At 67.8% G+C, this 19,445-nt stretch carries 20 protein-coding genes; 13 read left to right on the top strand and 7 right to left on the bottom strand.

Annotated elements, in window-relative coordinates:
- Positions 1-579, top strand: coding sequence for a DUF4286 family protein (locus tag L540_RS00460; RefSeq protein WP_043209436.1), 579 nt, complete (start codon positions 1-3; stop codon positions 577-579).
- Here the strand turns inward: L540_RS00460 and plsY are convergent.
- Positions 576-1,214, bottom strand: a complete 639-nt coding sequence (gene plsY, locus L540_RS00455) for a glycerol-3-phosphate 1-O-acyltransferase PlsY (protein ID WP_043209153.1) — start codon at positions 1,212-1,214, stop codon at positions 576-578. The genes L540_RS00460 and plsY overlap by 4 nt on opposite strands.
- A 165-nt stretch (positions 1,215-1,379) precedes the next feature.
- Here plsY and surE point away from each other — a divergent pair, with 165 nt between their 5' ends.
- The 7 genes from surE to rlmD all read left to right on the top strand — a co-directional run bounded on the left by surE (position 1,380) and on the right by rlmD (position 7,796).
- Entirely contained in the window at positions 1,380-2,138 is a 759-nt protein-coding gene (surE, locus tag L540_RS00450; RefSeq protein WP_043209151.1) for a 5'/3'-nucleotidase SurE, read from the top strand.
- A complete protein-coding gene (locus L540_RS00445; RefSeq protein ID WP_043209149.1) occupies positions 2,123-2,920 on the top strand; it encodes a protein-L-isoaspartate(D-aspartate) O-methyltransferase in 798 nt (265 codons plus the stop codon). Before surE ends, L540_RS00445 begins: the two co-directional genes overlap by 16 nt.
- A 17-nt stretch (positions 2,921-2,937) precedes the next feature.
- Entirely contained in the window at positions 2,938-3,783 is an 846-nt protein-coding gene (locus L540_RS00440; RefSeq protein WP_043209147.1) for a peptidoglycan DD-metalloendopeptidase family protein, read from the top strand.
- Positions 3,780-4,559 (top strand): 3'-5' exonuclease, encoded by a 780-nt coding sequence (locus L540_RS00435; protein ID WP_043209146.1) that lies wholly within the window; start codon positions 3,780-3,782, stop codon positions 4,557-4,559. The genes L540_RS00440 and L540_RS00435 overlap by 4 nt, the downstream gene beginning before the upstream one ends.
- Before the next feature lie 109 nt (positions 4,560-4,668).
- Positions 4,669-5,262, top strand: coding sequence for a periplasmic heavy metal sensor (locus L540_RS00430; protein ID WP_082149496.1), 594 nt, complete (start codon positions 4,669-4,671; stop codon positions 5,260-5,262).
- Positions 5,263-5,546: 284 nt separating this feature from the next.
- Positions 5,547-6,299 carry a TorF family putative porin gene (locus L540_RS00425; protein WP_043209432.1) on the top strand — a complete coding sequence of 251 codons (753 nt, stop codon included), beginning with the start codon at positions 5,547-5,549 and terminating at the stop codon, positions 6,297-6,299.
- Positions 6,300-6,401: 102 nt separating this feature from the next.
- Entirely contained in the window at positions 6,402-7,796 is a 1,395-nt protein-coding gene (gene rlmD / locus L540_RS00420; RefSeq protein ID WP_043209144.1) for a 23S rRNA (uracil(1939)-C(5))-methyltransferase RlmD, read from the top strand.
- Here rlmD and cueR read toward each other — a convergent pair.
- Complete coding sequence (gene cueR, locus L540_RS00415) at positions 7,793-8,188, bottom strand: Cu(I)-responsive transcriptional regulator (RefSeq protein ID WP_043209142.1); 396 nt, start codon at positions 8,186-8,188, stop codon at positions 7,793-7,795. The two genes, rlmD and cueR, sit on opposite strands and share 4 nt — an antisense overlap.
- The gene (locus tag L540_RS00410) at positions 8,185-10,458 is read right to left on the bottom strand and encodes a heavy metal translocating P-type ATPase (RefSeq protein ID WP_043209431.1); all 2,274 of its coding nucleotides are present in this window, start codon (positions 10,456-10,458) and stop codon (positions 8,185-8,187) included. Before L540_RS00410 ends, cueR begins: the two co-directional genes overlap by 4 nt.
- Positions 10,459-10,609: 151 nt before the next feature.
- On the opposite strand from L540_RS00410, the gene L540_RS00405 reads away from it, so the two are divergent.
- The 3 genes from L540_RS00405 (at position 10,610) to L540_RS00395 (ending at position 13,197) form a co-directional block, all read left to right on the top strand.
- Positions 10,610-10,810 carry a heavy-metal-associated domain-containing protein gene (locus L540_RS00405; protein ID WP_043209141.1) on the top strand — a complete coding sequence of 67 codons (201 nt, stop codon included), beginning with the start codon at positions 10,610-10,612 and terminating at the stop codon, positions 10,808-10,810.
- Between the two features lie 136 nt (positions 10,811-10,946).
- The gene (locus L540_RS00400) at positions 10,947-11,675 is read left to right on the top strand and encodes a glutathione peroxidase (RefSeq protein WP_043209140.1); all 729 of its coding nucleotides are present in this window, start codon (positions 10,947-10,949) and stop codon (positions 11,673-11,675) included.
- Between the two features lie 109 nt (positions 11,676-11,784).
- Positions 11,785-13,197 (top strand): dihydrolipoyl dehydrogenase, encoded by a 1,413-nt coding sequence (locus tag L540_RS00395; RefSeq protein WP_043209135.1) that lies wholly within the window; start codon positions 11,785-11,787, stop codon positions 13,195-13,197.
- Between the two features lie 10 nt (positions 13,198-13,207).
- Here L540_RS00395 and L540_RS00390 read toward each other — a convergent pair whose 3' ends face one another.
- Positions 13,208-14,080, bottom strand: a complete 873-nt coding sequence (locus L540_RS00390) for a 23S rRNA (adenine(2030)-N(6))-methyltransferase RlmJ (RefSeq protein WP_043209134.1) — start codon at positions 14,078-14,080, stop codon at positions 13,208-13,210.
- A gap of 9 nt (positions 14,081-14,089) precedes the next feature.
- Entirely contained in the window at positions 14,090-14,839 is a 750-nt protein-coding gene (gene ugpQ, locus L540_RS00385; RefSeq protein WP_043209430.1) for a glycerophosphodiester phosphodiesterase, read from the bottom strand.
- A 260-nt stretch (positions 14,840-15,099) separates the two neighbouring features.
- On the opposite strand from ugpQ, the gene L540_RS00380 reads away from it, so the two are divergent.
- Positions 15,100-17,055: a SurA N-terminal domain-containing protein gene (locus tag L540_RS00380; RefSeq protein WP_043209132.1), complete on the top strand. Its 1,956-nt coding sequence runs from the start codon at positions 15,100-15,102 to the stop codon at positions 17,053-17,055.
- On the opposite strand, the gene L540_RS00375 is transcribed toward L540_RS00380, so the two are convergent.
- Positions 17,037-17,699 (bottom strand): arylesterase, encoded by a 663-nt coding sequence (locus tag L540_RS00375; protein ID WP_043209130.1) that lies wholly within the window; start codon positions 17,697-17,699, stop codon positions 17,037-17,039. The two genes, L540_RS00380 and L540_RS00375, sit on opposite strands and share 19 nt — an antisense overlap.
- Between L540_RS00375 and L540_RS00370 the strand changes: the two genes are divergently transcribed.
- Entirely contained in the window at positions 17,698-18,378 is a 681-nt protein-coding gene (locus L540_RS00370) for an ABC transporter ATP-binding protein (protein WP_043209128.1), read from the top strand. The genes L540_RS00375 and L540_RS00370 overlap by 2 nt on opposite strands.
- On the opposite strand, the gene L540_RS00365 is transcribed toward L540_RS00370, so the two are convergent.
- The gene (locus tag L540_RS00365; protein ID WP_043209127.1) at positions 18,375-19,334 is read right to left on the bottom strand and encodes a DMT family transporter; all 960 of its coding nucleotides are present in this window, start codon (positions 19,332-19,334) and stop codon (positions 18,375-18,377) included. The two genes, L540_RS00370 and L540_RS00365, sit on opposite strands and share 4 nt — an antisense overlap.
- Between the last annotated feature and the right edge of the window lie 111 nt (positions 19,335-19,445).

Below are 19,445 nucleotides of genomic sequence, written 5' to 3'. Positions count from 1 at the left end.
ATGCCGATGCAAACCCTGTTGCTGCGCATCATGGGGCAGGCCCTCGACGAGGCCGCCGCCCGCGAGCTGCGCGGCCATATGCTGGCGGCCTGTCCGCAGGCGCGCGTGGAGATCTGCCTGGCCATCGACGCCGACGGCGATTTCACCTATGTCTATTGCAGTGCGGCCTCGGCCCAGGGCCTGGCGGCCATGCGCGCCTTGGTCGATGAGCGCTATCCGGGGGCGCAGACCCGTGTGCTGGACCTGCTGGCCGATCTGGCGGGACACTCGGACGGGCAGGCCGCCGCCTGGCACTATGTGGTCGAGACCGATGTGCTGCCGGAGAGGGAGGCGGATTTCAATGACTGGTACGAAGGCGAGCATCTGCCCGGCCTGGCCGGGGTGCCGGGCACGGTGCGGGCGCGCCGCTGGCGCTGCCCCGACGGCAGCCCGCGCTATCACGCCGCCTATGACCTGGCCACGCGCGAGACCTTCGGCAGCGAGCCCTGGCTGGCGGTGCGCGCCAGCGATTGGAGTTCGCGCGTGCGCCCGGCTTTCCGCAACACGCGGCGCACGATGTTCCGCAAGCTGGCCGGCTAGGCCTTCTTGCCGCCTATCTTGCTTTCCTTGCCCTTGAGCAGCCGGTCGATATTGGCGCTGTGGCGATAGAAGAGCAGGGCGCTGATCGCCACCAGGGCGGCGGCGGCCAGGACATTCATGCTCCAGGCCACGCCGCCGCCGAAGAAGTAATACACCGGGGCGAAAAAGGCGGCGACCAGGGCGGCCAGCGAAGAGTAGCGGGAGAACACCGCCACGATGAGCCAGGTGGCCACGGTGGCCAGCGCCAGCCAGGGGCTGAGGGCGAACAGGATGCCCAGCGCCGTGGCCACGCCCTTGCCGCCCTTGAAGCCCAGGAAGACCGGGTAGAGGTGGCCCAGGAAGACGGCCAGCATCACCAGCGCGTAGGTCAGCGGCGACAGACCCGGCGCCAGCTGCTGCGCCAGCCAGACGGCGAACCAGCCCTTGGCCGCGTCGCCCAGCAGGGTCAGCGCGGCGGCCGCCTTGTTGCCGGTGCGCAGCACATTGGTGGCGCCGGGATTCCCGGATCCGTAGCTGCGCGGATCCTGCAGGCCCATGAGCTTGCTGACGACCACCGCGAAGGGGATGGAGCCGATCAGATAGGCCAGCACGATGAGAAGCGCGGCGAACAGCGGCGAGGGCTCGGTCAGAACCATGGCGTATCAGAATCCCTTTGGTGGGCGGCGCGGGGCGCCGCGTGGTGTCGTGGCTGGCGATTCTACCCCGCTGACCGCCGCTGTCCACCCGTTCTTGCGCCGATTGTCATCGCGGTAACGGTACAATCGCTGCCTGTCGGCCGCTGGCCGCCTTGTGGAGATGTAATGCGTATTCTGGTTTCCAACGACGATGGCTATAACGCGCCCGGACTGGAAGCGCTGGTCGACGCGCTCTCGGGCCTGGGCGAGCTGACGGTGGTCGCGCCGGAAACCAATCACAGCGGCGCCTCCAACTCGCTCACCCTGAACCGGCCGCTGACGGTGCGCACGGCGTCCAATGGCTTCGTCTACGTCAATGGCACGCCCTCGGATTGCGTCCACGTCGCGCTGACCGGCCTGATGGACGCGCGGCCCGACCTGGTCGTGTCCGGCATCAACAACGGCGCCAACATGGGCGATGACACCCTGTATTCGGGCACGGTGGCCGCCGCCAGCGAAGGCTATCTGTTCGGCATCCCGTCTATCGCCTTCTCGCTGGTCGAAAAAGGATGGTCCCACCTGGAGTCGGCCGCGCGCGCCGCGCGCCGCGTGGTCGAGCGCCAGATAGCCGAGCCCTTGGCCGCGCCCATCCTGCTCAACGTCAACATCCCCAACCGGCCCTACGAGGATATGCGCGGCCTGCGCGTCACCCGCCTGGGCAAACGCCACCCCTCCGAACCCGTGGTCCGCACGACCACGCCCTACGGCGATACGGTGTACTGGATCGGGCCGGTCGGCCTGGCCGCCGATGCCGCCCCGGGCACGGACTTCCACGCCATCGCCGAAGGCGCGGTGTCGCTCACGCCGCTTCGGCTGGATCTGACGCAACACGCCCAGCTCGATCTGGTCGGCCAATGGGCGAGCCCCCTATGCGCAAACGTATAGATCCCAAGGACGCGGCGGGCGGCTACTCGCGCCAGGGCCTGGGGCCGGGTTACACGCCGGCCAACAGCAATACCCGCATCTCGGCCGCCACCCTGCAGCGTCCCGAGCCGCTCAAGCCGGCCGCGGGCCCGGCCAACCTGGGCCTGAACTCCGACCGCCTGCGCCAGGCCATGGTGCAGCGCCTGCGCCAGCAGGGCGCGACCGATGAGCGCGTGCTCGACGCCATGGCCGCCGTGCCGCGCCATCTGTTCGTCGACGAGGCCCTGGCCAGCCGCGCCTATGAGGACGCGGCCCTGCCCATCGGGCACTCGCAAACCATTTCCCAGCCCTGGGTGGTGGCGCGCATGATCGCCGCCGTCTGCGAAGGGCGCACGCCCACGCGGGTGCTCGAAGTCGGCGCCGGCTGCGGCTACCAGGCCGCCGTGCTGGCCCAGTTCGTCAGGGAGGTGCATGCCATCGAGCGCATCCGCGGCCTCTACGAACTGGCGCGCGCCAATCTGCGCGCCCTGAAGCTGACGACCCGCGTGCGGCTGATCTACGGCGATGGCACCCAGGGCGTTCCCGGCGTGGCGCCATTCGATGCTATTGTTGTGGCTGCCGCCGGCCTGGCCATTCCCCAGGCCCTTTTGAACCAACTGGCGCCGGGCGGCCGGCTGATCGCACCCGAGGGCTCGACCAGCCAACGGCTGGTGCTGATCGAACGCACCGGCGCCGCAAACTGGAAGCGCACGGAACTCGAAGCCGTGCGGTTCGTTCCCCTGAAGGCAGGAATACAATCTTGAGCAAACAGGAGATACGTATGCTCAACGGGCAGTTGCCACTGACCGGGACTTTTTTCATGAACACCAACCGGTCCGTGCGCTGGCTGGGCGTGCTGGGCCTGATCGCCCTGGCCGGCTGCGCCAGCAAGGGCCAGCGCGCGCCGGTGGTCGACCTGACCAACCAGCCCGCTTCCTCGGCCTCGGCCACGCCAGGCAGCTATGTCGTCAAACCCGGCGACACCCTGTTCAAGATCGCGCGGGCCAACAACGTCGACGTCGAAACGATCAAGCGTCTGAACAGCCTGTCCGATCCTAACCAGATCCATGTGGGCCAGGTGCTCAAGCTGTCGGGCAGCGGCGGCGGCCAGCCCCAGCCCATTACCGGCGGCAAGATCCCGGCCAAGCCGCTGGAGCCCGCCGAAGGCGGCGCTGGCGAGCCCGCGGCCACGCCAGCCGCCCCGGCCACGCCGGCCCCCGCGCCGGCCGAAACCAAGCCCGTGGCCCGGGCCGCCGACGCCGGCGTCATCAACTGGGGCTGGCCCTCGAGCGGCCAGATCCTGCAGACCTTCAATGCCAACAGCAAGGGCATCGACATCGCCGGCAATCCGGGCGATCCGGTCGTGGCCGCCGCCGACGGCAAGGTCATGTATAGCGGCAACGGGGTGCGCGGTCTGGGCAACCTGATCATCATCAACCACCAGAACGGCTTCATCACGGCCTATGCCCATAACCGGGCCCTGCTCGTGAAGACCGGCCAGGACGTCAAGCGCGGCGCCAAGATCGCCGAGCTTGGCCAGTCCGACACCAACGCGCCCAAGCTGCATTTCGAGATCCGGCGTCAGGGCACGCCGGTCGATCCCATGCAATATCTGCCGGCGCGATGACACCCACCCTGGTTTTCGACCTTGAAACCCTGCCCGATGTGGCCGGCCTGCGCCGGCTGCATGGCTGGGGTCCGGACGTCAGCGACACCGAGGTCGCCGAGCGCGCCTTCGCGGCGCGCCGCGAGGCGGTCGGCCATGATTTCCTGCCGCTGCACCTGCACCGCGTGGCGGTGGTGGGCTGCGTCTTTCGCGACGACCAGGGCTTTCGCGTCAAGACGCTGGGCCAGCCCGACGATCCCGAAGCCGCGCTGTTGGCCGGCTTCTTCAAGACCATCGAGCGCTACACGCCTCGGCTGGTGAGCTGGAACGGCTCCGGCTTCGACCTGCCCGTGCTGCACTACCGCAGCCTCATCCACGGCGTGCCCGCGCCGCGCTACTGGGACTGGGGCGACGAGGACCGCGACTTCAAGTACAACAACTACCTGAGCCGCTATCACACCCGCCACCTCGATCTCATGGACGTGCTGGCCAAGTACAACGGCCGCGCCAATGCGCCGCTGGACGAGCTGGCCAAGCTCTGCGGCTTTCCGGGCAAGCTGGGCATGGACGGCAGCAAGGTCTGGGAAGCCTGGAACCAAGGCCAGGCCGACGCCGTGCGGGCCTATTGCGAAACCGACGTCGTCAATACCTGGCTGGTCTATTGCCGCTTCCGCTTTTTGCGCGGCGAGCTCGACCAGACCGCCTATGACGCCGAAATCGCCCTGGTGCGCGACACGCTGGCCGCCAGCGATGCGCCGCACTGGAAAGAATATCTGGCGGCCTGGGACGCGGCCTGAGGGGCGGGGCCAAGCAATCGACTGAAACATTGCCCGGGCTGCCTGAAACCTGAATGAAATCCGCGGGCTCGCACAATGACCCTGCATTCTTTCAATCCAGGAGATCAATATGTCCCGTTCCGTTATTCGTTCCTCGTTGGCCGTCCTGGCCGTGGCGATTGCCGCCGGCACGGCGGTCGCGCCTGTTATCGCCGCGCCCGGCGCGGGTCCCGCGGGCCATCACCATCGCGGCCCCATGATGGAGCGTGACGGCCTGTGGGTGCCTGGCCTGGGCCCTCTGTCCAAGACGCAGGTCGAGGCGCTCAAGCTTGATGCCAAGCAGCAGGCCCTGTTCGACCAGGCCCGCGACGCCTCCCGCGAGGCGATGCAGGCCCGCCGCGACGCCGGCCGCGGCCAGCATGAGCTGCTCGACGCCCAACTCAAGGCGGGCAAGCTGGATCCGCGCGCCCTGGCCGCCGAAGGCGACAAGCGCCGCCAGCAGTTCGAAGGCCAGCAGACCCAGCTGCGCGACAAGTGGCTGGCCGTGTGGGATAGCCTGAACGACGGCCAACGCGCCCAGGTGACGCAAATCGTCAAGGAGCGCCAGGCCAAGATGCAGGAGCGCCACGCCAAGCGCGGCGAACACCGCCCGGGCCGCGCCGCCCAGTCGGGCGCCGAAGCCCAACCGGCCACCGCGGCCCAACCGGCCGCCAAGGCCCAGTAAGCCCGCTTGCGCAGGCAAGGACAACCCGGCTTCGGCCGGGTTTTTGTTTTGCGCGCCATCCTGGGGCGTGGCGCGGGGCATTTCACCATTTCAAGGCCGCCAGCCTGTCCCTGAATCCCTCCTGGCACCGCAATAGTGCAAAAAGAAGGCGCGCAGATCGGGCATCAGGCTTTCAAAAACCTGGCACGGAAAATGCTTCTGATTGTATGCGCCGGTTAGCCCACGCGACCGGCGGACGGACGCAGTGCGTCTGCCCACATTCAATCAATCAGGATCCAGGAATGATGAAGAAGACCTTGCTTTGCCTGCCTCTGGCGCTCGGCGCCGTCACGGTGTTTCCCGCGCACGCGGAGCCCACGGATCTGGGCGCCGGCTTCTCCCTGAGCGGCAATGCCGCCATCGTCAGCGACTATCGCTTCCGCGGATACTCGCAGACCGATTTCCGTCCGGCCGTGCAAGTGGGTTTCGACTTGGCTCATAGCTCGGGCTTCTATCTCGGCAACTGGAACTCCAACGTCTCCGACTTCGTCTTTACCGACGGCAACCTGGAAATGGATTTCTACGGCGGCTGGAAGGGCGATGTCGGCGGCGGCCTGGGCCTGGACGTGGGCGTGCTGCACTATTACTACCCGGGCTCCAGCTCGCCCAAGGGCGGCAATTACAACAACACCGACCTTTATGTCGGCCTGAGCTACGCCAATTACTCGCTCAAGTATTCCTATACCCCCAGCGATTTCTTCAGCGCGCCGGACACCAAGGGCACCTGGTATCTGGACGGCACGGCGACCTTCGACCTGGGCGACGGCTGGGGCCTGGTGGGGCACTTGGGCTACCAAAAGCTCAAGAACCAGGTCAATATGGACGGCGACAGCATCGGCCACTACGTGGACTACAAACTGGGCGTCACCAAGGACCTGAAGGGCTGGGTGCTGGGCCTGGCCGCCGTGGGCGCGAGCAAGGACAACTGGCTGCCCACCAAATACGGCCATCCCTCGGGCCGCCTGGGCGCCGTGTTCTCGGTGTCGCGCAGCTTCTGACCTGGCGGGGGCCAGGCGCCTGAGCGGGACGGGTGGGGTCCCGCCCGGCGCGCCCGGCCCGATTACAATGCTCGGCTGTCTAAGAATCTGGACGCTTGTGAGATGGCCGACGAAGTGCTGAATATCGAGTCCCTGGACCTGGAAGCCAGGGGTATTGCCCGCCGCGATGGCAAAGTGGTGTTCGTGGAAGGCGCGCTGCCGGGCGAGCGCGTGCTCGCCGCCACCGTGCGCAAAAAACCTTCCTATGAGATCGCCCGCGTCGAGACGGTGCTGCGGCCTTCGTCGCAACGGGTGGCGCCGCGCTGCCCGCATTTCGGGGTCTGCGGCGGCTGCGCCATGCAGCATCTGGAGCCGACCTCCCAGGTCGCCATCAAGCAGCGCGCGCTCGAGGATACGTTCTGGCACGTGGGCAAGATCCGGCCGCGGCGCGTGCTGCCGCCGCTGCACGGCCCGACCTGGGGCTATCGCTACCGCGCCCGTCTGTCGGTGCGCGTCGTGCCCAAGAAGGGCGGCGTGCTGGTGGGTTTCCATGAGCGCAAGAGCAGCTATGTCGCGGATATGCGCGAATGCCATGTGCTGCCGCGCCATGTCAGCGACCTGCTGCTGCCTTTGCGCGCCATGATCGCCTCGATGTCGCGCCCGGACCGCATGCCGCAGATCGAAGTCGCGCTGGGCGACGCCGTGACGGCCCTGGTCCTGCGCCATCTCGAAGCGCTCAACGAGCAGGACATCGCCATCCTGCGCGCCTTCGCCGCGCGGCACAATGTGCAGTGGTGGCTGCAGCCCAAGGGCCCGGACACGGTGCACCCGCTGGAGCCGGCCGATGCCGACGCCCTGGCCTACACCATGCCCGAGTTCGGCCTGCGCATGCCTTACCGGCCCACCGATTTCACGCAGGTCAACCACGCCATCAACCGCGCCATGGTGTCGCGCGCCCTGACCCTGCTGGACGTGCAGCCGACCGACCGCGTGGCCGATCTGTTCTGCGGCCTGGGCAATTTCACGCTGCCCCTGGCCACCCAGGGCCGCGAGGCGGTGGGCGTGGAGGGCAGCAAGGCCCTGACCGACCGGGCGCTGGAAGCAGCCGCCCGCCATGGCCTGGCCGCCAGCACGAGCTTCGCGACGCTCAATCTGTTCGAGGTGGACGTGTCCTGGCTGCGCGGCCTGGGCTATTTCGACCGCATGCTGATCGACCCGCCGCGCGAAGGCGCGCAGGCGGTGGCCCAGGCCTTGTCGCTGCTGACGCCGGCCGAGCGGCCGCGCCGCATTGTGTACGTGTCCTGTAACCCGGCCACGCTGGCGCGCGACGCGGCCATCATGGTCCATGAGGGCGGCTATGTGCTCCAGGCCGCGGGGGTGATCAATATGTTCCCGCACACCGGCCATGTCGAATCCATCGCCGTCTTCGAGTCCCTGCCCGAGGCGGATGTGCTGCGCGTGCAGGAACAGGCGCGCCTGAAGGCCGAACAGGCGCAGGCGGCGCAGCAGGCGGCTTAAGTCCGCGGCTGGCTCAGGTCGGCGATGATGGGGCAGTCCGGCCGGTCATCGCCGTGGCAATGCCGGGCCAGGTGCTTGAGCGTGTCGGCCATCTCGCGCAGTTCGGCGGCCTTGCGCTCCAGCTCGGCCACATGCTCCAGCGCGATGCGCTTGACGTCGGCGCTGGCGCGGCTGCGGTCGCGCCACAGGGCCAGCAGCTCCTGCATCTGTTCGACCGAAAACCCCAGATTGCGCGCGCGCCGGATAAAGCGCAGCGTGTGCAGATCATCCTCGCCGTAGCGCCGGTAGCCGGAATCGCTGCGCGCGGCCGGATGGATCAGGCCGATGCTCTCGTAATAGCGGATCATCTTGGCGGAAATGCCGCTGGCCTGCGCGGCCTGGCCGATATTCATGCTTGGTCTCCCAGGGGCCGCAATGCCTTGAGCCGCAGCGCATTGCCCAGCACGAAGACGCTGGACAAGGCCATGGCGCCGGCCGCGAATATCGGCGAGAGCAGCAAGCCGAAGGCCGGGTACAGGACGCCGGCGGCGACCGGGATCAGGGCGGCGTTATAGGCAAAGGCCCAGAACAGGTTCTGGCGGATATTGCGCATGGTGGCCTGGCTGATGGCCAGCGCATTGGGCACGCCGCGCAGGTCCTCGGCCATCAGCACCACCGAGGCGGCCTCGATGGCCACGTCGGTGCCGCTGCCGATGGCGATGCCCACATCGGCGGCCGCCAGGGCGGGCGCGTCATTGATGCCGTCTCCCACGAAGGCCACCTTGCCGTAAGCCGCGCGCAGTGATTCCAGGGCCTCGACCTTGCCGTCGGGCAGGACTTCGGCGCGCACATCATCGATGCCCAGCTCGCGGGCCACGGCGGCGGCCGTATGCGGGTTGTCGCCCGTGATCATGGCCGCGCGCACGCCCAGCCCGTGCAACGCCCGCAGCGCGGCGCGGGCCGAGGGCTTGACGGGATCGGCGATGGCCATCATCGCCACGGCGCGGCCATCGGCGGCCACATAGATGGGCGTCTTGCCCGCGTCGCCCCACTGGCGGGCCAGGTCGCCAAAGCCCGTGACATCCACCTGCTCGGCCTGCATCAGGCGGGCCGCGCCGGCGACGATGGTCCGGCCCTGGACACGGGCGCGCACGCCGGCCCCGGTGATGGCTTCGAATCCTTCGGCCGGCGCCAGGCTGAGACCCTGTTCGCGGGCGGCGTTGACGATGGCGTGGGCGATCGGGTGCTCGGAGCGCGCCTGCACCGCGGCCAGCCAGGCCAGCACGGTATCGCGGTCCATGCCCGCGGCCGGCGCGATGTCGGTCAAGGTGGGCTTGCCCAGCGTCAGCGTGCCGGTCTTGTCGAAGGCGACCGTGCGCACGTCGCGCAGGCTTTGCAGCGCATCGCCCTGGCGGAACAGCACGCCCAGTTCGGCGGCGCGGCCGGTGCCCACCATGATGGAGGTCGGCGTAGCCAGGCCCATGGCGCAGGGGCAGGCGATGATGAGGACGGCCACGGCGGCCACCAGGGCATGGCTCAGCACGGGCGAGGGGCCCCAGATCAGCCAGGCCAGGAAGGTGAGGGCGGCCGCGGCCATGACGGCCGGCACGAACCAGGCCGTGACCTGGTCTACCAGGGCCTGGATGGGCAGGCGCGCGCCCTGGGCGTTTTCCACCATGCGGATGATGCGCGCCAGCACGGTGTCCGAGCCGGTATGGGTCACGCGCAGGCTGAAGCTGCCCGAGGTGTTCAGCGTGCCGCCGGTGGCCTGGTCGCCGGCCTGTTTTTCGACCGGCACCGGTTCGCCCGTCAGCATGGACTCATCCACATAGGAATGGCCCTCGGTGATCTCGCCATCCACGGGGACCTTCTCGCCCGGCCGCACCATCACGGTATCGCCCATGCGCACGCGCTCGATCGGGATATCCACCGCCTGGCCGTCGCGCAGCACGCGCGCGGTGCGGGGCTGCAGGCCGATCAGGCGCTGGATGGCCGCGCCCGTCTTGCCCTTGGCGCGCGCCTCGAGCATGCGCCCGAGCAGGATCAGCGTCACGATGACGGCGGCCGCCTCGAAATAGACGTTGCGCGAGGCTTCGGGCAGCCACTGCGGCGCGAAGGTGGCGACCACCGAATAGGCCCAGGCCGCCCCGGAGCCCAGGGCCACCAGGGAATTCATCTCGGGGGCGCGGCGCGCCAGCGCGGCGAAGCCCTTGCTGAAGAAGGCCCGGCCCGGGCCGATCAGCACCAGGGTGGTCAGCACGAATTGCAGCAGCCAGCTGTTCTGCTGGCCCAGCGTGTCCATCACCCAGTGGTGCATGGGCGGCAGCAGGTGCGAACCCATTTCCAGGATGAAGACAGGCAGGGTCAGCGCCAGCGACCAGCCAAAGGCCCGCTTGAGACGATCGGCCTCGGCGGCGCGCTGGCCGGCGAGCGCTTCGGCATGATGATCATCGGCCGTCAGCGGGCGGGCCTCGTAGCCGACGCGCGCCACAGCGGCCACCAGCGCCTGGGGATCGGCGTCACGCAGCTCCACCTGGGCCGTCTCGGTGGCGAGATTGACATTGGCCTGGCTGACGCCGGGCACGGCGGCCAGCGCATTCTGGACCCGCTTGACGCAGGACGCGCAGGTCATGCCTTCGATGGCAAGCTCCAGGCGGCCGGTAGTGAGCGAGGAAGAGGTCATGATGGAAAATCCCATGAGTCTGCGATGCATGCAGTCTGATCCTTGCCATAATGGGAAGGTCAACCGTTATTTTATGCTTGACCTTCCCATTGTGGGAATCTTTAAGCTCGGTGTTGCGGTGGCCTGTCGCCACCCTTTCCAGGAGTCGAACATGAGCGTTGTCTTTACTGTCCCCAATATGACCTGCGGCCATTGCGTCAAATCCATTACCCAGGCCGTGCAGCAGGCCGTGCCCGGCGCCACGGTCGAGGTGGACCTGTCCGCCCACCGCGTCACGGTGAGTCCCGCCGGCCAGGCGGCCGCCATCGAGGCCGCCATCCGCGAAGCCGGTTATGATCCCCAAAAACAATAATTGATTTTCCTGAGGTGATTGGGATTAGCTATCAATCAATTGAAATAATTAAATTAGACTAATTGATAGTAAAAATCTAAAGTTAAGCCTTCGGTGGTGCCCAGACGCCGCCTTCCCAACACCTCAGGAGAACTAGATGCTGCAAAACCACGAAGGCCAACGTGTCCCGAACGTGACTTTCCCCGTCCGCGAGAACAACACCTGGAAAAAGGTCAGCACCGACGACCTGTTCAAGAACAAAACGGTGGTGGTGTTCTCCCTGCCGGGCGCCTTCACGCCCACGTGCTCTTCGACCCACCTGCCGCGCTACAACGAGCTGGCCCAGACCTTCTTCGACAATGGCGTGGACGACATCATCTGCGTGTCGGTCAACGACACCTTCGTGATGAACGAATGGGCCAAGGACCAGGAGTCCGCCAACATCACCCTGCTGCCCGACGGCAATGGCGAGTTCACCGCCGGCATGGGCATGCTGGTCGACAAGAGCGACCTCGGTTTTGGCAAGCGCAGCTGGCGCTACTCCATGCTGGTCGAAGACGGCGTGGTCAAGAAGATGTTCATCGAGCCCGAGAAGGACGGCGATCCCTTCGAAGTCTCGGACGCCGACACCATGCTGGCCTATCTTGCTCCGGCCGCCAAGAAGCCTGACCAGGTCGTGGTGTTCTCCAAGCCGGGTTGCCCCTTCTGCGTCGAGGCCAAGGCCTTGCTGGACGCCAAGGGCTATGACCCCATCGAGATCCCGCTGGAGCACAAGGTGCGCGGCCGCGTGATCGGCGCCGTCTCGGGCCGCGGCACCGCGCCGCAGGTCTTCATCAACGGCAAGCTCATCGGCGGCCTGGACGATCTGAAGGCGCACTTCGCCTGATCGCCGCGGGGCGGTCAGGCCCCGCGCTTCCCTCTCCCTTGCGTCGTGCCCGCCGGCCGCCTTGCGCGGTGGCCGGCGGGCATGCGCGCTTGCAGATCAAAGGACAGACATGAAAACCCTCCATACCGATATCGCTGTCATCGGCGCCGGCACGGCCGGCCTGGCGGCCTACCGGGCGGCGCGCGCCGCCGGCAAGCGCGCCGTCATCATCGAGGGCGGCCCCTATGGCACCACCTGCGCCCGCGTGGGCTGCATGCCCTCCAAGCTCTTGATCGCGGCCGCCGAGGCGGCCCATGCGGCCCGCCACACCGATGCCTTTGGCGTGCGGGTGGCCGGCGCGGTGAGCGTGGACGGCCCCGCCGTGATGGACCGGGTCAAGCGCGAGCGCGACCGTTTCGTGGGCTTTGTGCTCGAAGGCGTGGAGAATCTGCCCGCCGAGGACAAGCTGCATGGCTATGCGCGCTTTGTGAGCGACACAGTGCTGCGCGTGGACGACCACACCGAGGTGCATGCCTCCCGCGTGGTCATCGCCACGGGCTCACGGCCCGCCATTCCCGCGCCTTTCCTGTCCCTGGGCGACCGGCTGGTGGTCAATGACGATGTCTTCGCCTGGGACACGCTGCCGGCCAGCGTGGCGGTCTTCGGCCCGGGCGTCATCGGCCTGGAGCTTGGCCAGGCGCTGGCGCGCCTGGGCGTGAAAGTGCGTGTCTTCGGCGTGAGCGGCAGCCTGGGCGGCATTAGCGACCCGGCCGTGCGCCAGGCCGCGCGCAAGATCTTCCAGGGCGAGTTCTACCTCGATCCGGATGCCCGGGTGCTGGAGACCCAGCGCGTCGGCGACGAGGTCGAGATCCGCTATATCGCCCTGGACAATACCGAGCGCGTCGAGCGCTTCGAGTATGCGCTGGTGGCGACGGGCCGCCGGCCCAATGTCGACCAGCTGGGCCTGGAGAACACCACGCTCAAGCTCGACGGGCGCGGGGTGCCGCACTATGACCGACTGACCATGCAGGCCGGCGACTCGGCCATCTTCATCGCCGGCGATGCCAACGCCGATGCGCCCTTGCTGCACGAGGCGGCCGACGAAGGCCGCATCGCGGGCGAGAATGCCGCGCGCTATCCCGAGCGGCGCCCGGGCCTGCGGCGCGCGCCGCTGGGCGTGGTGTTTTCGGACCCGCAGATCGCGCTGGTGGGCACGCCCCATGCGCGCCTGCAGACCGGCCAGTTCGTGACCGGCGCGGTGGATTTCGGCGACCAGGGGCGTTCGCGCGTGATGCTGAAAAACCGCGGCATGCTGCATGTCTATGCCGACATCGCCACGGGCCGTTTCCTGGGCGCCGAGATGATAGGCCCCAGCGCCGAGCATATCGGCCATCTGCTGGCCTGGGCGGCGCAGCAGGAGCTGACCATCGCCCAGATGCTGGAGATGCCTTTCTACCATCCGGTGGTGGAGGAGGGTTTGCGCACCGCCTTGCGCGATGCGGCGGCCCGCCTGGCCCAGGCCGGCGCGCGGCGCGCCGCCTGAGGGTGGCGGTTCAGGCGGCGCGTCCGGGGTTTTCCACGTATTGCAGCGTGAACCCGGCGCGGTCGTCCTGGGCCAATTCGCGCGCCAGATAGGGCATGGCCTCCTTGAGGGCGGCTTCCAGCGTCCAGGGCGGGTTGACCAGGAACATCCCGCTGCCGTGCAGGCCGAAGCCGTCGGCGGCCGGACGCTTGACGCTCAGGGTGGCATGCAGCCAGCTCTTGACCGGCAGGCGTTCGAGCAGGCGGGCCATCTCGCCGGCCTCGCGTCGCTGCACCAGCGGATACCACACGGCATAGGTGCCGGTGGCAAAGCGCTTGATGCCTTCCTTGACCGCCGTCAGCGTGCGGCGGTAGTCCTGCTTGTCTTCATAGGAAGGATCGATGAGCACCATGCCCCGCCGCGTGGGCGGCGGCAGCAGCGCCTTCATCCCTTCGAAGCCGTCGGTGGAATAGACCGTGGTCTGGCGCAGCGACACCCGGTCGCGCTGCTCCAGGTTGTTGACCAGGATGCCGGATTCGTTCGGGTGCATCTCGAACAGGCGCAGGCGGTCGCGGTCGCGCAAGGCGTCCAGCGTCAGCCAGGGCGAGCCGGGGTAGTGGCGCAGCTTGCCCGAAGGGTTGTAGGCCCGCACCTGGGCCACATAATCGGCCAGGAGGGCAGGCAGGTCATCGCGCTCCCACAGCCGGCCGATGCCGTCGGCGAATTCGGCGTTCTTGCTGGCCCAGTCGCTGTCCAGGGCATACAGGCCGGCGCCGGCATGGGTGTCGACCACCCAATAGGGCGCGTCCTTGCGATTGAAATACGCCAGCGTGTGGATCAGGATGGCATGCTTGAGGACGTCGGCGTGGTTGCCGGCATGAAAAGCGTGGCGGTAACTGAACACGGCGGCCCTTTATGCCGTCGGCCGGATATCGGCCAGCTTGTCGGTGAAGATGGCGTCCATGCCCCAGCCCAGCAGTTCGCGGGCGCGGGCCGGATCATTGACCGTCCAGGCGGCGATCCGGTAGCCGGCGGCATGCACGGCGTCGATGAGCTCGGGCGTGGCGTCCTTCTGGTTGATGTTCAGGGCGATGCAGCCGTGATGCGCCAGGCGTTCGCGCCAGTCGGCGGGCACTTTCTCGACCAGCAGGGCGCGGGGCAGCTGCGGGGCGACGCGCTGGGCTTCGGCCAGCGAGGGCTCCTCGAAGGAAGAAAGCAGGGGCAGGACGGCGGCGCCTTGCCAGTATTCGGCGCACAGGCGCGCGACTTCGGCGCCGGTCTCGGCCTCCCGTCCCGGGCAGGGCTTGATCTCCACATTGCAGGCGATGCCGTTGGCGCGCGTGTAGCGCGCGACCGAGACAAAGCTGGGCACCGGCTCGCCGGCATAGGCGGGCGAGTGCCAGCTGCCGGCGTCCAGCAACGAGAGTTCGGTATAGCTCATGTCCCGGGCCGGCCCGCGGCCGTTCGTGGTGCGGTCGACGTTGTCGTCGTGCATCAGGATGGCGACATTGTCGCGGCTGAGCTTCACGTCGAACTCGAACATCGTGAAGCCCTGCGCCGCGCCGACATGCATGGCCGCCAGGGTATTTTCGGGGGCCAAATGGCCGCCGCCGCGATGGGCGATATAAGGAGAATAGGGCCAGGCCGGCAGGGGGGACGTCATGTGCAAGACCTCAAGCAAGAAATACAGGTCGGAAACAGCGGGTTTCACGGCTTGCAAGCATACTCCCTAACGAGGGACGGGGCTTGCTCCCGCAGGGGGTGGGCAGGGGCCCCGGAGGTGGTAAACTCCGGCGGCTGGCCCGGCACGGTTCTGCAAAGAGCGCTGCGGGGTCCGGGCGAGCGTCCGGGCGAATTGTGTTCGCCTTTTTTTATGCGTTTTGGCTTGGCACGGGGCCGCGCCAATCTGGCAACAGGAAATACATGTTTGAATTTATTCGCACCCATCGGCGTTGGATGCAGTTCATCCTGCTGCTTCTGATCGTGCCGTCGTTCGCATTGGTCGGCGTGCAGAGCTACACCCATTTCGTCAATGGCGAACCCGAGCTGGCCACTGTCGCGGGGCAGGGAATCAAACAGTCGGAATTCGACATGGCCCACCGCAACCAGCTGGAGCAATTCCGCCAGCGCCTGGGTACGCAATTCGACCCTGCCGTGCTCGACACGCCCGCCATGCGCGAACAGCTGCTCAATCAGCTGATCGACCAGCGCCTGCTGGCCCAGGTCGCCCTCGACAACCGCTTCTCGGTCTCGGACGAGACGCTGCGCAACACCATCGCCGCCATCCCGCAGGTCCAGGATGATGGCCGTTTCTCGCCCGAACGTTATCGCCAGGTGCTGGCCGCCCAGGGCCTGTCGCCCACGGCCTTTGAAAACGGCCTGCGCCGCGACCTGGCCGTGGCCCGCGTGCTTGAACCCGTGGGCCTGTCGGCGCGCGCGCCGCAAGCCGTGGTCCAGGGTATCGAACAGGCCCTGACCCAGAAGCGCACCATCCAGCTGCGCAGCTTTGCCGCCGCCGATTACCGCTCCAAGGTCACCGTGACGCCGCAGGACATCCAGTCCTGGTACGACGCCAACAAGGAGTCGCTGCGCGTGCCCGAGCAGGTCCAGGCGCAGTACCTGGTTCTGGACGAAGCCGCCGCCACCCAGGGCATCGAGGTCAAGGACGAGGACGTCGCCACCTATTACGAACAGAACAAGAACCGCTTCGGCACGCCGGAGCAGCGCCGCGCCAGCCATATCCTGATCAATGCCGCGGCCGGCGAATCGCAGGATGCGCGCAAGGCGGCCCGCGCCAAGGCCGAGGATATCGCCCGCCAGGCCGCCGCCAACCCGGCCGGTTTCGCCGACCTGGCCAAGCAAGCCTCGCAGGATGCCGGCTCGGCCGCCCAGGGCGGCGACCTGGGCTGGATTGCCGCCAATTCGGTGCCGCCCAGCGTGCAGCAGGCCGTCGCCGGCCTGGCCAAGGATGCGGTCTCCGGCGTGGTGGAAAGCCCGTTCGGCTTCCACGTGATCAAGGTCACCGACATCAAGCCGGCGCAGATCAAGCCCCTGGCCGAGGTCAAGGAGCAGATCACCGCCGAGATCCGCAAGCAGCTGGCCTCGGCCCGCTTTGCCGAAATGGCCACCAAGCTGCAAGGCGCCGTCTACGACCAGCGCGACAGCCTGCAGCCCGCCGCCGACGCCCTGGGCCTGAAGCTGCGCACGGCGGCCGGCATCAGCCGCGGCGGCCTGTTGCCCGCCGACCAGGTGGGCGCGGGCTCGGCCTCGGCCAGCCCCGATGCCGCCAAGTTGGACAATCCGCGCGTGCGCCAGGCCTTGTTCGCCGCCGACGTGCTGCGCGAAAAACAGAATACCGGCGTCATCGAACTGGCCCCGGACACCTTGCTGGCCCTGCGCGTGGCGGCGGTCGAGCCCTCGCAGATCCCGCCGCTGGACAAGGTCAAGGACAGCATCCGCGCCCGCCTGCTGGATGAGCGCTCGGCCCAGGCCGCCCGCGAAGCCGGCGAACAGGCCCTGAAGGCGTTGCAAGCCCAGGGCCAGGCCGAAGGTTTCGCCGCGGCGCTGACCATCTCCCGCCAGGATCCGGCCAATCTGCCGAGCAATCTGGTGGACGCCGCCATGCGCCTGGATGCCGCCAAGCTGCCGGCCTTTACCGGCGTGGCCTCGGGCAATGACTATGTGCTGGTCCGCCTCGAAAAGGTCGAGGCCGGCCAGCCGGATGCCCAGGGCGCCGCGATGCTGGGCCGCCAGCTGGGCAGCGCCTGGGGCGAGGCCGAGGACCAGGCGGTCCTCAAGATGCTGCGCGAAGCCTATAAGGTCCAGATCCTGCCCGCCGCGTCTCCCGTCATCAAGGGAGGTCAGCCCGCCGAAGGCTGATCCGCGCGCAGCAAGGGTTCCAGGCCCGGCCAGACGTTGTCCAACAGCGTCGGCTGGGCCTTTTCATTGGGGTGTATCCCGTCAGCCTGAAAGAGCGCCCGGTCCGTCGCCATCCCTTCCATCAGGAAAGGCACCAGCGCCGCGTTCTCCTGTTGCGCCACGGTCTGGAACACGCGGGCAAAGCGCTCGGCGTAGTCCCGGCCATAGTTGGGCGGGATTTGCATGCCGACGATGAGCACCCGCGCGCCGGCCGACTTGGCCTGCTGCGTCATGGCGCTGAGATTGCTTTCGGTCATGGTCAGGGCCAGGCCGCGCAGGGCATCGTTGGAGCCCAGCTCCAGCACGACCACGGCGGGCGCATGCCGGGCCAGCAAGGCAGGCAGGCGCGCCTTGCCGCCGCTGGTGGTGTCGCCGCTGATGCTGGCGTTGACGACCTGGTAATTCGGGTATTGTTCAGACAGACGGCGGGCCAGCAGGGGCACCCAGCCGGATCCGCGCGCCAGGCCATATTCGGCCGACAGGCTGTCTCCCACCACCAGCACGGTATGGGAACCCGGCGCGGCGGATGCGGTCTGAGCCTGTGCCGCCGGCAGCAGCGCCAGCGTCAACAGCGATGCGGACAAAACACGGAAAAATGAGCGCATGGATAACAGGAACGCGATAGAAGTGGTGGGTCTGGGCAAGCGCGTGGCCGATGCCACGGGTGAGCTCACCATACTGGATGGCCTCGATTTTACGATCCGTGCCGGCGAGGCCGTCGCCATCACGGGCAGCTCGGGCTCGGGCAAGTCCACGTTGCTCGGACTGCTGGCCGGCCTGGATGTTCCCTCGGAGGGCGAGGTCCGCCTGGCCGGGCAGGACCTGTTCGCGCTGGACGAAGACGGGCGGGCGCGGCTGCGGGCCAGCCATCTGGGCTTTGTCTTCCAGTCCTTTCAACTCCTGCCCAACCTCACCGCGCTGGAAAACGTCATGCTGCCGCTGGAGCTGGCCGGCAAACCCGGCGCCGACACCCGCCAGGCGGCCCAGCTCATGCTCGAACGGGTCGGCCTGGGCGCGCGCCTGCATCACTATCCGCGCACGCTCTCCGGCGGAGAACAGCAGCGTGTGTCGCTGGCTCGCGCCTTCGTGGTCAAGCCTTCATTGCTTTTCGCCGATGAGCCCACCGGCAGCCTGGACGCGGCCACCGGGCAGACCGTCATCGACCTGATGTTCGACCTGCATCGCGAGCACGGGGCCACCCTGGTGCTGGTCACCCACGATCCCGAGCTGGCGGCGCGCTGCGACCGCCAGCTGGTGCTGTCCGCCGGGCGCCTGCAGGCCTAGCGCCCTTGGTCTTGGCGCCTGCCGGCGCGGCGCCATTCCAGCATGCCGATCACGATGCCGCTGGCGCAGATGATGGCGATGCCCAGCCAGGTCAGCGCATCCGGGAAGTGCCCCCACAATAGCCAGCCCATGGTGGTGGCGCTGACGATCTGCAGGTAGACAAAAGGCGCCAGCGTAGAGGCCGAGGCATTGCGATAGGCGGCGATCTGCAGCAAATGCCCCAGGGCGCCGGACAGGCCGGTCGATATCAGCACCAGCCAGTTGAGCGGGCTCAATTGCGCCAGCGCCGGCAGCGCGGGCGGCAGGATGAAGGGCAGGGCGGCCGTCAGGCAGACCGTGCCCACCAGGCCGCTCCAGATCAATGAAGTATAGGCGTCGTCGCTGGCCACCCGCCGCGTCAGGATGAACTGCGCCGCGAAGCACAGCGCGGTCAACAGGCCGAAGACCACGCCCACCGGGTCCAGGCCGCCGCCAGGCCGGATGACGATCAGCACCCCCAGAAAAGCCACGCCGCAGGCGATCCAGCGCGACAGCCGCGGCGGCTCGCGCAGGATCCAGGGCGCGACCGACAACACGATCAAGGGCGCCAGGAAATTGATGGCGGTGGCCTCGGCCTGATGCAGATAGCGCAAGGTCGTGAAAAACATCAAGGTGGCGCAGAACATGGCCGCGCCGCGCAGGATCTGGTCGCGGGGCCGCTTGGCGCGCAGGATGGCCGCGCCGCGCGCCGGCACGATGAGCGCGGTCACCAGGATCAGGTGCACGACATAGCGCACCCAGCACAGGACCAGCAGCGGCACGCCGGCGGCCATGACCCATTTGCCGCTGGCGTCCAGGCAGGACAGTGTCCATAGCGACAGGATCAGCAACAGCACGCCGACCAGAGGACGGCTGGCCGCGGCCTGGGGATGCGACAGGCCGGATGGCTTGCCCAGGCCGGCGCGGGCCTGTTGCATGGGGATCTCCTTGAGTCTGTTTCTTATCGGTGAGCGCTAGCGCGCCGTCAATCATACGCGCTTCCCAAGACAGCCCAGGGGCCCAGGCGCGCCATGGTGAAGGTTAATTTG

The organism is Bordetella pseudohinzii, from assembly GCF_000657795.2.
GTDB classification, from domain to species: Bacteria; Pseudomonadota; Gammaproteobacteria; order Burkholderiales; family Burkholderiaceae_B; genus Bordetella; species Bordetella pseudohinzii.
Note: the sequence above shows the minus strand (reverse complement) of the source record. Positions and strands in the feature narration are given on the sequence as shown.